Annotated in this window: 10 protein-coding genes; 6 read left to right on the top strand and 4 right to left on the bottom strand. The window is 74.6% G+C overall.

Annotated elements, in window-relative coordinates:
- The first annotated feature begins 307 nt into the window (after nt 1–307).
- Nucleotides 308–2,869: a valine--tRNA ligase gene (valS, locus tag ACW62_RS20520; RefSeq protein WP_205629497.1), complete on the top strand. Its 2,562-nt coding sequence runs from the start codon at nt 308–310 to the stop codon at nt 2,867–2,869.
- 62 nt (nt 2,870–2,931) lie between these two features.
- Nucleotides 2,932–5,010, top strand: a complete 2,079-nt coding sequence (locus ACW62_RS20515) for a heavy metal translocating P-type ATPase (RefSeq protein ID WP_053205988.1) — start codon at nt 2,932–2,934, stop codon at nt 5,008–5,010.
- 24 nt (nt 5,011–5,034) lie between these two features.
- Here ACW62_RS20515 and ACW62_RS20510 read toward each other — a convergent pair whose 3' ends face one another.
- Nucleotides 5,035–5,553 carry a CGNR zinc finger domain-containing protein gene (locus tag ACW62_RS20510; protein WP_205629496.1) on the bottom strand — a complete coding sequence of 173 codons (519 nt, stop codon included), beginning with the start codon at nt 5,551–5,553 and terminating at the stop codon, nt 5,035–5,037.
- A 25-nt stretch (nt 5,554–5,578) separates the two neighbouring features.
- On the opposite strand from ACW62_RS20510, the gene ACW62_RS34220 reads away from it, so the two are divergent.
- Both ACW62_RS34220 and ACW62_RS20505 read left to right on the top strand, forming a co-directional pair.
- Entirely contained in the window at nt 5,579–5,773 is a 195-nt protein-coding gene (locus ACW62_RS34220; RefSeq protein WP_157574879.1) for a hypothetical protein, read from the top strand.
- On the top strand, nt 5,764–6,171 hold the full coding sequence (locus tag ACW62_RS20505; protein WP_053205987.1) for a VOC family protein: 408 nt from the start codon (nt 5,764–5,766) through the stop codon (nt 6,169–6,171). Before ACW62_RS34220 ends, ACW62_RS20505 begins: the two co-directional genes overlap by 10 nt.
- Here the strand turns inward: ACW62_RS20505 and ACW62_RS20500 are convergent.
- Entirely contained in the window at nt 6,168–7,088 is a 921-nt protein-coding gene (locus ACW62_RS20500) for a serine hydrolase (protein ID WP_053205986.1), read from the bottom strand. The two genes, ACW62_RS20505 and ACW62_RS20500, sit on opposite strands and share 4 nt — an antisense overlap.
- Complete coding sequence (locus tag ACW62_RS20495; RefSeq protein ID WP_053205985.1) at nt 7,085–7,975, bottom strand: LysR family transcriptional regulator; 891 nt, start codon at nt 7,973–7,975, stop codon at nt 7,085–7,087. The genes ACW62_RS20500 and ACW62_RS20495 overlap by 4 nt, the downstream gene beginning before the upstream one ends.
- 111 nt (nt 7,976–8,086) lie before the next feature.
- On the opposite strand from ACW62_RS20495, the gene bla reads away from it, so the two are divergent.
- Complete coding sequence (gene bla, locus ACW62_RS20490) at nt 8,087–8,974, top strand: class A beta-lactamase (protein ID WP_053205984.1); 888 nt, start codon at nt 8,087–8,089, stop codon at nt 8,972–8,974.
- Between the two features lie 207 nt (nt 8,975–9,181).
- On the top strand, nt 9,182–11,215 hold the full coding sequence (locus ACW62_RS20485) for a penicillin-binding transpeptidase domain-containing protein (protein WP_083459980.1): 2,034 nt from the start codon (nt 9,182–9,184) through the stop codon (nt 11,213–11,215).
- On the opposite strand, the gene ACW62_RS20480 is transcribed toward ACW62_RS20485, so the two are convergent.
- Nucleotides 11,204–13,228, bottom strand: coding sequence for an acyltransferase family protein (locus tag ACW62_RS20480; RefSeq protein ID WP_338033140.1), 2,025 nt, complete (start codon nt 13,226–13,228; stop codon nt 11,204–11,206). The genes ACW62_RS20485 and ACW62_RS20480 overlap by 12 nt on opposite strands.
- Between the last annotated feature and the right edge of the window lie 57 nt (nt 13,229–13,285).

The following is a 13,285-nucleotide window of genomic DNA, read 5'->3' as shown; positions in this document are numbered from 1 at the left end:
GGAGGGCCCGAAATGCTGGGAATGCTACACGAGGCGGCGACCCTCGGGAACCAACGGGGGGTGCATCGCGTCTAACGCGTTTCCGGCCCCCCGAACGTCCCTGCCGATCAGTGCCACGCAGGGCCGGAGCGCGCACCGTCGCCGCACGATCCGTGCAGGTCAGAGGCGTGTTCCGGGCCGGGTGGCCACCACGACCGACACGACCGGCAGGAGCAGGATGGCATGAATTGCCGCGATTCCGGGCGTGTCGCGCCGAACCGGCGCGGAAATTCCCCGATGGCACCCGAGTGCCGCTACTAGTCTCGACATGGTGAACGACACCTCCCGCACCGATCCCGTCATCCCCGACCGGCCCACCGTCGACGGGCTGGACGAGGTATGGGCGGCGCGCTGGGAGCGCGACGGCGTCTACCGGTTCGACCGCACGCGCTCCCGCGACGAGGTGTACTCCATCGACGCCCCGCCACCCACGGTGAGCGGCTCGCTGCACGTCGGGCACGTCTTCTCCTACACGCACACCGACGTCGTCGCGCGGTACCAGCGCATGCGCGGCAAGGCGGTCTTCTACCCGATGGGGTGGGACGACAACGGCCTGCCGACCGAGCGCCGGGTGCAGAACCACTTCGGCGTGCGCTGCGACCCGTCGCTGCCGTACGTCCCGGACTTCGAGCCGCCGGCCGACGGCGCCGGCCGCGCGGCGAGGGACCAGCTGCCGGTGTCGCGGCGCAACTTCATCGAGTTGTGCGAGCGGCTGACGGCCGACGACGAGCGTGCGTTCGAGGAGCTGTGGCGACGGCTCGGGCTGTCGGTCGACTGGTCGTACGGCTACCAGACCATCGACGCCGCGGCCAGGCGGGCGTCGCAGCGGGCGTTCCTGCGCAACCTCGCCCGCGACGAGGCCTACCTGGCCGAGGCGCCCACACTCTGGGATGTCACGTTCCGCACGGCGGTCGCGCAGGCCGAGCTGGAGGACCGCGAGCGTCCCGGCGCCTACCACGACCTCGCCTTCGCCAGGGCCGGCGGCGAGCCGCTGCTGATCGCGACGACCCGCCCCGAACTGCTGCCGGCCTGCGTCGCCGTCGTCGTGCACCCCGACGACGAGCGGTACGCCGCGCTGGTCGGTACGACCGTCCGCACGCCGCTGTTCGGCGTCGACGTCCCCGTGGTGGCGCACCGGCTGGCCGACCCGGAGAAGGGCACCGGCGCGGCGATGATCTGCACGTTCGGCGATACCACCGACGTCACCTGGTGGCGCGAGCTGGCCCTGCCCACCCGGCCCGTCGTCGGCCGCGACGGCCGCCTGCTGCGCGACGTCCCGCCCTGGCTGGACGACTCGGCCGGGCGCGTGGCGTACGAGCAACTGGCCGGCGCGACGACGCACACCGCGCGGCAGCGGGTGGCCGAGCTGCTGCGCGCGGACGGCGGCCTCGTCGGCGAGCCGCGGCCGATCACGCACCCGGTGAAGTTCTACGAGAAGGGCGACCGGCCGCTCGAGATCGTCACCACCCGGCAGTGGTACCTGCGCAACGGCGGCCGCGACGACGATCTGCGTGCGACGCTGCTGGCGCGCGGGCGCGAGCTGCGGTGGCACCCCGAGCACATGCGGGTGCGGTACGAGAACTGGGTCGGCGGGCTCAACGGCGACTGGCTGGTCAGCCGGCAGCGGTTCTTCGGCGTGCCGTTCCCGCTCTGGTATCCGCTCGACGACAGCGGCGAGCCGGTGTACGACGCGCCGATCGTGCCGGACGAGGCCGACCTGCCGGTGGACCCGTCCTCCGACGCCCCGCCCGGGTACGCCGAGGAGCGGCGCGGCGTGCCCGGCGGCTTCGCCGGCGAGCCCGACGTCATGGACACCTGGGCGACGTCGTCGCTGACGCCGCAGATCGCCGGCGGCTGGGGGAGCGACGACGACCTGTTCGCGCGGGTGTTCCCGATGGATCTGCGGCCGCAGGCGCACGAGATCATCCGCACCTGGCTGTTCGCCAGCGTCGTCCGGGCCCAGCTGGAGAACGGCGTGCTGCCGTGGCGGCACGCGGCCATCTCCGGCTGGATCATCGACCCCGACCGCAAGAAGATGTCGAAGTCGGCCGGCAACGTCGTCACCCCGCTGGATCTGCTCGACCAGTACGGATCCGACGGCGTGCGCTACTGGGCCGCGAGCGGCCGGCCCGGCGCCGACACCGCGTTCGACCCCGGCCAGATGAAGATCGGCCGCCGGCTGGCGATGAAGCTCCTCAACGTCAGCCGGTTCGTGCTGGGTCTCGGCCCGGTGGCCGACGACGCCGAGGTCACCGCGCCGCTGGATCGCGCCGTCCTGGCCGCGCTCGACGACACCGTCGCGGCCGCGACCCGCGCCCTCGACGACTACGACCACACCCGCGCGCTCGAGGTCACCGAGCGGTTCTTCTGGGACTTCTGCGACGACTACGTCGAGCTGGTGAAGGCGCGCGCCTACGGCGACTCCGGCGACGACGCGGGCGCGGCGTCGGCCCGCGCGGCGCTGCGGCGGGCGCTGACGGCGCAGTTGCGGCTGTTCGCGCCGTTCCTGCCGTTCGTCACCGAGGAGGTCTGGTCGTGGTGGCGCGACGGCTCGGTGCACCTGGCGCCGTGGCCGTCGGTGGCCGGTGTGGACGGCGACGCGGAGCTGTTCGCGACGGCGTCGGCGCTGATCGGGGCGGTGCGCAAGGCGAAGTCCGAGGCGCGGCTGTCGTTGCGGACGGACGTGCCGCGAGCGGTCGCGCGGGTGCGCCCGGGTGACGTCGAGGCGGCCGGTGCGCTGCTCGGCGACGTGCGCGCGGCCGGCCGGATCGCCGTCCTCGAGGTCGAGCCCGACCCCGGCGCCGACGCGGTCATCGTCACGTTCACCTGAGTAGGAATACCCCTAGGGGGTATTGTGTTCCATGGTCCGAGGCAACGAGAGGTGACGTGACCATGGAACAGCACGAGCACGCCGTCGCGACGGAGCATCGCAGCGCTCACGATCACGCCGGCCACGCGAGTGCGCCCGCGGGGCACTCCGGACACGACAAGCACGCCGGGCACGGCGACGGCAGCATGTTCCGGGACAAGTTCTGGGTGAGCCTGGTCCTGGCCGTCCCCGTGGTCGGCTTCAGCACGATGTTCGCCGACCTGGTCGGGTACGAGGTGCCCGGCTGGGCGACGTGGATCCCGCCGGTCGTCGGCACGTTCCTGTTCTTCTACGGCGGCTGGCCGTTCCTCGCCGGCGCCAAGGCGGAACTGGCCGACCGGCTGCCCGGCATGATGACGCTGATCTCGCTGGCCATCACCGTCGCGTTCGTCGCGAGCGGGCTGACCACGCTGGAGATCGGCAGCCTCGACCTCGACTTCTGGTGGGAGCTGGCGCTGCTGATCGTCGTCATGCTGCTCGGCCACTGGCTGGAGATGCGCGCGCTCGGGCAGGCGTCGGGTGCGCTGCAGGCGCTGGCCGAGCTGCTGCCCGACACCGCCGAACGGGTGGCCGCGGACGGGACGGTGGCCGAGGTGCCGCTGGCCGAGCTGGCCGTCGGCGACGTCGTCCTGGTCCGCTCCGGCGGCCGGGTGCCCGCCGACGGCGTCGTCGCCGAGGGCACCGCGGAGGTCGACGAGTCCACCGTCACCGGCGAGTCCAAGACCGTCACCCGCGGGCCGGGCGACCGCGTCGTCGCTGGCACCGTCGCCACCGACACCGCCATCCGCATCGAGGTCAACGCCGTCGGCGACGACACCGCGCTGGCCGGCATCCAGCGCCTGGTGGCCGACGCGCAGGCGTCCAGCTCGCGGGCGCAGGCGCTGGCCGACCGCGCCGCCGCGTGGCTGTTCTGGTTCGCCCTCGGCGTCGGCGCCCTGACGTTCGTCGTGTGGGCGCTACTGGGCGAGGCGTCGGACGCGGTCGAACGGACCGTGACGGTGCTGGTCATCGCCTGCCCCCACGCCCTCGGGCTGGCCATCCCGCTGGTGATCGCGATCTCCACGGCGATGTCGGCCCGGGCCGGGATCCTGGTCAAGGACCGGCTGGCGCTGGAGCGCATGCGCCAGGTCGACGCCGTCCTGTTCGACAAGACCGGCACGCTGACGATGGGCCGCCCGGCGGTCTCCGGCGTCGCGGCCGCCGGTCCGGTGTCCGAGGACGAGTTGCTGGCGCTGGCCGCCGCGGCCGAGCGCGACTCCGAGCACCCGCTGGCCAGGGCCGTCGTGACGGCGGCGTCCGAGCGCGGCGACATTCCGGCGGCGACCGAGTTCCGCTCGCTGACCGGCAAGGGCGTCCGCGCGGTCGTCGACGGCGCGCAGGTCGCGGTCGGCGGGCCCGGCCTGCTGCGCGACCTGGAGCTGACGGTGCCCGAGGCCGTCGCCCCGTCCGTCGACGAGTGGGCCGCCGCCGGCTCGACCGTCCTCTACGTCGTCCGCGACGGCGAGGTGCTCGGCGCGCTGGCGCTGGCCGACGAGATCCGGCCGGAGTCGCGCGAGGCGGTCGCCCTGCTGCGCTCGGAGAACGTGCACACGGTGATGATCACCGGCGACGCCCGCAACGTGGCGGAGTCGGTGGCGGCGAAGGTCGGCATCGACGAGGTGTTCGCCGAGGTGCTGCCGGAGGACAAGGACGCCGCGGTGACGTCGCTGCAGCAGCGCGGCCTGTCGGTCGCCATGGTCGGCGACGGCGTCAACGACGCGCCCGCGCTGGCCCGCGCCGACGTGGGCGTGGCGATCGGCGCCGGGACGGACGTCGCGGTCGAGTCCGCCGGCGTGGTCCTGGCCTCCGACGACCCGCGCGGCGTCGTCTCGGCCCGCCGGCTGTCGACGGCCAGCTACCGGAAGATGGTGCAGAACCTGGTATGGGCGACGGGGTACAACCTGGTGTCCGTGCCGCTCGCGGCCGGCGTGCTCGCGCCGATCGGGTTCGTGCTCCCGCCGGCGGCCGCCGCGGTCGCCATGACCGCGTCGACGGTCATCGTCGCGGCCAACGCTCAGCTGCTGCGGCGGCTGAACCTGCGCCCGGACCAGCTGGCCCGCTGACCCCGTCCCGCCCGCCACCCGAGATCAACTCGGGTGGCGGGTGCGGTGGCGGCGGACGGCCTGGCGGTTGGCGCAGCGGGGCGAGCAGTAGCGCTGCTGCCCGTTGCGGGTGACGTCGGCGAAGGCGACGGTGCAGTCGGGGGCGGCGCAGCGGCCCAGCCGGTGCAGCCCGCGCTGGGTCAGGAACCACGCCAGCCCGAACGCCGTGATCGCCGCGAACTGCCGTTCCGGCGGCACGTCGTCGGGGCGGAAGTGCACGTGCGGCGGTCCGTTGTGCAGGCTGATCCGCGGGTGCGCGGTGCCGCGGGCGAGCAGCCGGTTCAGCGCCTCGATGCGCTCACCGGACGTCGGCGCGTCGACGACGCCGGCCAGCGCCGTCCGCCAGCGCCGCAGCCCGGTCACGTCGGACTCGTCCGGCGGGCATTCCAGCAGCAGGTCGTGATCGGCCGCCAGCCGGGCGACGTCGGCGGGGGAGTCGAGGCGGGCGTTCACCACGGCGGCGGCGAGCTGCGCGCCCTCGTCGCTGTAATGGTTGAAATGCACAATGTCATTACAGCACGGTGGAGTCATGAGCGAGCGACTCGTGGAAGTGATCCGCGGCTGCGGCCGGTGCGGCGCCGCCGTCCGGCCGGACCGCGTGACGTCCTGGCACCGGACCGGCGACGGCTTCGTCGGCTATGCCCGCTGCGGCTGCGGCGGCCTGGTCGTGGTGCGTCCGGGAGAATGGCCGGATCGCCTGGCAAAGGAGGATCCATGGGTTTGAGCAGTTACCGAATGAACGCGATGATCGCGGTGACCGACATGATCCGGGCGACGGAGTTCTACGAAGGAAAGCTGGGGCTCTCGGCGGCACGGACCGACGCCGACGGCAGCAAGGTCTATGGCTCGGGCGGCCACGAGTCGCTGGTCGTCTACCCGTCGCCCGACCACGCCGGCAGCTCGACCGCGACCCTGGCGACCTGGTACGTCGACGACGTCGAGCGGATGGTCGACCAGCTGACCGCGAACGGCGTGACCTTCGAGCAGTACGACGGCGTGCTCGAGAGCGGCTTCGACTACGGGACGGACGAGAAGGGGATCTCGCCCCGCGCCGGCGGCGGCAAGGTCGCCTGGTTCAAGGATCCCGACGGCAACCTCTTCGCGATCGAGGGCGACCGCTAGACCCTCAGCACGTCGACGGCGGCGCGGGCGGCCCGGCCGATCGCGCGGTCGGCCTCGGGCTGTGACCGGGCGGCGACGGTCGACGCGGTGAGGGCGGCGACGGCGACGCGGTCGCCGGTCGACGTGGTGACCATGCCGGCCTCGTGCCGCAGGTTGAGGAACGTGCCGGTCTTGCTGCTGACCGTGACGGCGTCCGCGGCCAGCTCGGCGCCGATCCGCTGGCGCACCTGGTGGCCCAGCAGCTCGCGCAGCCGCGCCGTCGCCGCCGGGACGCTGACGTCGTCGGTCCAGATCCGCTCGACCAGCGCCACCAGCCCGGCCGCCGTCCCGCTGGTCGCCGCCGCGACGTCCAGCGTCGGCAACACGTGCCCGCCGCCGTCGGTGGTCGCGCGCACCGCCAGCTCCAGCGCCAGCATGGGGTCGTCCGGTGCGACCGCCGCCGCGGCCTCGTACAGCCGCCGCATCGGGTGCCGCACGACGATGCCGTCGCACCCCCAGTCCTGCAGCGTCGCCGTGACCCGCTCCGGCGGCACCAGCGCGAAGACGGCGTCGGCGGCGGCGTTGTCGCTCACCGAGAGCATGAGCAGCAGCAGGTCCTCCAACGCGACGCGGCTCGGGTGCCGGAACAGCGCCGCGCCGGTCGGGCCGGGCGTCATGGCGCCGGGGACGAGGTCGACGGGGTGCGCGGGGTCCAGCTCGCCGGCGGCGATGAGGTCGAGCACCACCAGCGCCAGCGGCAGCTTGCTCACCGACGCCAGCGCGTACGGCGCGTGCACGTCGAACCCGAGGTCCTCGCCGGTGTCGACGTTGCGGGCGTAGAGGGCGCCGCGCAGTCCGGTGGCGGCCCAGTCGGCGCGGATGTCGTGCGCCGTGCGCACCGCCTCGCCGGAGAACCCGAACGCGTCGGATGTCGTCATCGCGGCTCCTCCGGGTCGGCGACCAGCCCGGCCGCCCGGGCCAGCGCCGGCAGGACGGCGCCGACCAGCTCGCGGGGCACCTGCGCCCGGCCGGCGACGGCGTACGTGCGGCGCACCGCGACGTCGCCGAGCGGGCGCCAGCGCAACCGGTGCGCCGCGGCCCAGGCGGGCGTGCACAGGATCGCGTCGCCGTACTCGAGCGCGCAGGTCAGCGCCTCGGTGCCGGACGTGCCGACGCGCAGCTGGCCGTCCAGCAACCCGGCCAGCCGGGCGGCGCGGCGCACCGGGTCGCGCACCCACGGCACGTCGTCCTCGGCGGACAGGTGCAGCGCCCGCGGCCGCCCGTCGTCGCCGCCGGAGCGGCGCAGCTGGTCCAGGTGCAGCCGCCGCCCGCGCAGGTCGTCGGTCGCGGTGGCGGCGCCGAGGTCGGCGCCGGTCTCCTCCTCGTCAGGAGGGCACGGCAGCAGCGCGACGTCGAGCCGGCCGCGGCGGACGAGCGCGGCCCGCTCGGCGGCCAGCTGCTCGGTGAAGGTCAGCGTGACGCCGGCCGCGGCGGCCAGGCGGCGGGCGGCCACCAGCGCTCGCGGGTCCGGCCCGGCCGGGATGCCCGCGCTCAGTCCCGCGGCGCGGGCCGTGGCGGCCAGCTCGCGGAAGTGCCCGGCCCGGGCGATGAGGTCGGCCGCGTGGGGGAGCAGGGTGCGGCCGGCGTCGGTCAGCTCGACCTGCCGGGACGTGCGGTGCAGCAGGGTCGTGCCGAGATCGCGTTCCAGCGCGGCGACTCGCCGGCTGACGACCGGCTGCGGGGCGCCGCAGACGTCGGCGCCGCGGGTGAAGCTGCGCGCCTCGGCCACTGCGACGAACGCCTCGAGGTGCCGCAACAGGTCCACGGGCAGCCACCATACCCATTCGGCATGGATCGGTGGCGGTTGCGTCTTGGACATCGCCGCGGCCGCCTTGCGACGGTGGCGGCGTTGGCCGTACCGCCCGAGGAGGAACCGATGACCCGTCCGCTCAGCCGCCGCACCGTTCTGCGGGCCGGCCTGGCCGTCCCGCTGGCCGCGTCGGCCGGCCTGCTCGGCACCGGCAGCGCCGGTGCGTCCGGCTCCGGTCTGGACCCGGCGGTCCGCGAGCTGGAGCGCGCCTACGACGTCACGCTCGGCGTCAGCGCCACGAACCTCGCGACCGGCGCCCGGCTCGCGCACCGGCCCGGCGACCGGTTCCCGATCCTGTCGGTGTTCAAGTCGATCGCCGCGGCCGCCGTCCTGCGCGACCTCGACGTGTCCCGGCTGGAGCACCGCGTCTGGTACCCGCCGGCCGACATCGTGCCGAACTCGCTGATCACGGCCGAGCACGTCGACACCGGCATGACCGTCGCGGAGCTGTGTGACGCCGCGATCCGCTACAGCGACAACGCCGCCGGGAACCTGCTGCTGCGCGAGCTCGGCGGGCCGCGCGGGCTGACCGCGTTCGCCCGGTCGATCGGCGACGACGCGACCCGGCTGGACCGCTGGGAGATCGAGCTGAACTCGGCCGAGCCGGGCGATGTCCGCGACACTTCGACGCCGGCGGCACTGGCCCGCACGTTCGCCGGCCTGCTCGTCGGCGACCTGCTGCGATCCGGCGACCGGCGGCGGCTGCGCGACTGGATGCTGGCGAACACGACGTCCGGTCCGCGCTTCCGCGACGTGCTGCCGGACGGCTGGCGGCTGGCCGACAAGACCGGCGCCGGCGACTACGGCAGCAACAACGACGCCGGGGTGGCGTGGAACCCGGCCGGCCAGCCGATCGTCATGGTTGCGATGAGCCGCCGCGCGGAACGTGACGCCCCGCGCGTCGACGCCGCCCTGGCCGACGTGGCCCGGCTGGTGGTGCGGCGGCTCGGCTGATGGTCGTTCGGCACGCTGGAGCTCTGCCGTCGGATGTGACTGCAGACCTCCATCGCGATGGGGGTCTGCAGTCGGATGTGACGGCAGACCTCCAGCGGCGGGAACGGCCTTCGGTGAGCGCGGGGCGAACGTGCATTGGCGCTATGGTGTGTCGCCCGGGAGACACACCCTCGGGTGTGTCGGACGACGGGGCAGGAACGGGGAGCGATGATCGGGACGAACAGGGCGTTCGCGCTGGTGGCCGGGGGCGTGTTGGTGGCGACGGCGGCGGGGTGCAGCGGCGACGACCCGCCCGACGCCACACCGGTCGCCGAGGCGTTGGCCGGCGCGCTCGTCAACGGTGACTTCACCGATGTCCCGCTCGGCAACACCACCCCCGAGGCCGCTGCGGCCGCCGTCGAGGCGATCAAAGCGGGCATGGGCGACCTGATGTACCGGATCGGGTTCGACGAGATCACCGAGGTCGACGAGAACACCCGTGAGGTGACGATCGACATCGCCTGGGACTTCGACCGGCTCAGCGCGCCAGGCAAGGCGCCGACGGGGTCCGCGCCTCCCACGGAAGCGGCCACCACCCCGGCCGAGACGCCCGCCGACGGCTCGCCGGATCAGTTCGACTGGACGTATCAGACCACCGCGACCCTGCGCGTCGCCGAGGACACCGAGGCAGGCTGGACCGTCGACTGGTCGCCGGCCATCCTGCACCCGCAGCTCACCGAGGGCGCCACCCTCGACCTGTCCCGGAGCCAGGCCCAGCGCGCGGACATCCTGGGCGCGGGCGGCGAGGTCGTCGTCACTGAGCGCCCGGTCTACCGGGTCGGCATCGACAAGACCCAGGTCGACGCCGCGCTGGCGCCCGCTTCCGCGGCGTCGCTGGCCGAGTTGGCGGGCGTCGACCCGGCCGGCTTCACCGAGCGTGTGCAGAACGCGGGGGAGCGTGCGTTCGTCGAGGCCATCACGCTGCGCGAGGGCGACGCCGCACCGCTGCTGGACCAGATCGCGGCCATCGAGGGCGCCGCCGCCATCGAGGACACCCGTGCGCTGGCCCCGACCCGCGACTTCGCCCGGCCGATCCTCGGCACCGTCGGTGAGGCGACGGCCGAGCAGGTCGAGGCCTCCGACCGCATCGAGGCCGGCGACATCGTGGGGCTGTCCGGGCTCCAGGAGCAGTACGACGCGCAGCTCGGCGGCACGCCCGGGATCGTCGTCGAGCTGGTGCCGCCGGAGCCGTCCGCCGATGCCACGACCGACCCCAGCGCGTCCCCGTCGGCCGAGGCCGAGGAGCCCGCGCCGGCCGAGCCGGAGGTGCTGTTCGAGCGCGAGCCGGTGGCCGGCACCCCGCTGGCGACGACGCTCGACATCGACCTGCAGACCCGCGCCGAGAGCATCCTCGCCGACGTCGGCCCGGCCAGCGCCATCGTCGCGATCCAGCCGTCCACCGGCGCCGTCGTGGCCGCCGCCAGCGGGCCGGGCGGCGAGGGCTACTCGACGGCGACGGTCGGGCAGTACGCGCCCGGCTCGACCTTCAAGGTGGTGACGTCGCTGGCGCTGCTGCGCGCCGGGCTGACCGCCGAGTCGACCGTGCCGTGCACCCCGACGGTCACCGTCGACGGCCGCGCGTTCGAGAACTACGACGACTACCCGTCCGGCGCCATCGGCGACATCACCCTGCGCCAGGCCGTCGCGAACTCCTGCAACACGGCCTTCATCAGCCAGAACGGCGTCGCCGACCAGGCCGCGCTGGCGCAGGCCGCGGCGTCGCTGGGGCTCGGCGCCGAGTACCAGGCCGGCGCGCCGGCCTTCCTCGGCGCCGTCCCGGCCGAGGCCGACGGCACCGCGCACGCCGCGTCGATGATCGGCCAGGGCGAGGTGCTGGCGTCGCCGCTGGCCATGGCGACGGTGGCCGCCTCGGTCGCCGCCGGGCACACCGTGGCGCCGACGCTGGTCGACCCGGCCGCCGCGGCGCCCGAGAGCACGCTGACTGCCGACGAGGCGGCCGTCCTGCAGGACCTCATGCGCGCCGTGGTCGAGGACGGCAGCGGCGCCTTCCTCGGCGACGTCCCCGGCGACCCCGTCGGCGCGAAGACCGGCACCGCGGAGTACGACGCCGACGGTGAGATCCGCCTGCATGCCTGGATGATCGCCACCCAGGGCGACCTCGCCGTCGCGGCGTTCGTCGAGGACGGCGAGTCCGGCTCGCGCACCGCCGGCCCGCTGCTGGAGGCATTCCTAGGCGGCTGACCGGCGGACCGGGGCGAGGTACGGGCGCAGCTGCGGGTCCAGGTGCGATGTGAGGCTGCGCGCGTACGTCGCGGTGAGGTGGTGGTCGTCGCGCCAGACCACCACGTTGCCGATGACCGCGGGGCACTCGTCGGTCGGGCAGATGGCCCGGTTGAGGTCGACGACGTCGACGTTGCCCAGCTGACCGGCGGCGACCCGCTGTTCGTCGCCGGCCTTCTCGACGGCGTCGGCGCGCGGCTGGGCGCACTCGGTGAGGCGGTCCGGCTTCGCGCTGACGCATTCGGCCGGGTCCTGCTCGAGCCACGGCGTGTTCTCCAGCACGACCAGCTCCACCCCGGCGTCGCGCACCGCCTGCCAGCTGTCGCGCAGCCCGTCGGCCAGCCGGTCGGCGCTGGCGTCGTCGTCCAGCTCGCGGCCGTCCTCCCACACCCGGTAGGAGTTGCTGCCCGACGTCACCACGAGGTCCGGCCGGTCCGGCCCGGTCAGGCGGTCCAGCAGCGCCTCGTTCCAGTCTCGGCAGGACGTGTACGGCGCGCCGGCCGCCGTCGTGACCTCGACGGAGAAGAACCCGCAGGACGACTTCGTGTAGGTCTCGATCCGCCAGCCGTACCGCTCGCCCAGCACGTCCAGCGCGGGCTGCCATTGCGCCGCGTGCGAGTCGCCGGCCAGCGCGATGACGCGGCCGGCGTCGAGGTCGCCATACGCGCAACTGGCGAGGTCGGCGTCCTCGGCGTTCTGCTGGCAGCCATCGGGATAGATGTCCGGGTTGTCCTCGGGGACGTCGATCGGGTCCGGCGTCATCGCGGGCACCTGGTCGACGGGGACGCCGTCGGGGTCGCCGGCCGGGTCGGGTGCGAGGACGGCGGCGCCGGGCGCGGCGTCGGCGGTCGCGTACTCCGGGACCGCCTTGACGGTGACCAGCGCGGCCAGCAGCGCCGTCGCCGTCGCCGCCACCCCGACGGCGAACGCCCGCCGCGGCCGGACGGCGAGCACACGGGCGTGATGGATCGGCGCCTCGACCAGCCGGTGCGTGAGCCAGGCCGGCACGAACGCGGCCAGCACCACCAGCGTGCCCTGCTGCGGCGACAGCGCGCCCCACACCGCGCCGGCGGTCAGCAGCAGCGGCCAGTGCCACAGGTACAGCGAGTACGACAGCCCGCCCACCCACCGCATCGGTGCGCTCCCGAGAACACGCCCCGGCACCGTACGCACGCTCGCCACGCCCGCCGCGATCACCGCTGCCGTCCCGAGCACCGGCACCAGCGCCGCCACGCCCGGGAACGCCGTCGCCGCGTCGTAGCTCAGCGCCGCCCAGCCGACGGCCGCGAGCCCGCCGCCGGCCAGCGCGCCGGACGCCCACGCCGGCAGCCGCTCCAGCCGCCGCGCGCCGATCGCCACCGCCGCACCTGCCGCCAGCTCCCACGCCCGCGTCGTCGACACGAAGTACGCCGCGCCGGGCGCCGCCGCCGTCAGGTGCACCGACCACGCGAACGACGGGACCGCGACCACCGCGAGCCCGGCCAGCAGCGTCCGCCGCACCGATCCGCCGCGGCGGCGCCGCCGCCACCACACCAGCGCGATGATCAGCAGTGGCCAGACGACGTAGAACTGCTCCTCGACGGCCAGCGACCAGAAGTGCTGCACGGGGCTGGGCGCGTCGCCCGCGGCCAGGTAGTCGACCGAGTTCGCGGCCAGGCCCCAGTTCACCACGTACGTCGCCGACGCCGCGATGTCGCCGGCCACCGACGGCCAGCGCAGCGGCGGCAGCAGCAGGATCGTCAGCCCGGCCGTCGCGGCCAGCACGACCGCCGTCGCGGGGAGCAGCCGGCGGATCCGGCGGGCGTAGAAGCGGCCCAGCCGCAGCCGCCCGGTCGATTCGACCTCGCGCAGGATCAGCCCGGTGATGAGGAACCCGGAGATGACGAAGAACACGTCCACGCCGACGAACCCGCCGCTGACCAGCGGCAGGCCCGCGTGGTAGGCGAGCACGAGCAGCACCGCGACGGCGCGCAGGCCCTCGACGTCCGGCCGGAACCGAGGACGTGCCTCGGCTCCGGCTGTCGCCGTCGC

It is taken from the genome of Jiangella muralis (assembly GCF_001270745.1).
Classification (GTDB): domain Bacteria; phylum Actinomycetota; class Actinomycetes; order Jiangellales; family Jiangellaceae; genus Jiangella; species Jiangella muralis.
Note: the sequence above shows the minus strand (reverse complement) of the source record. Positions and strands in the feature narration are given on the sequence as shown.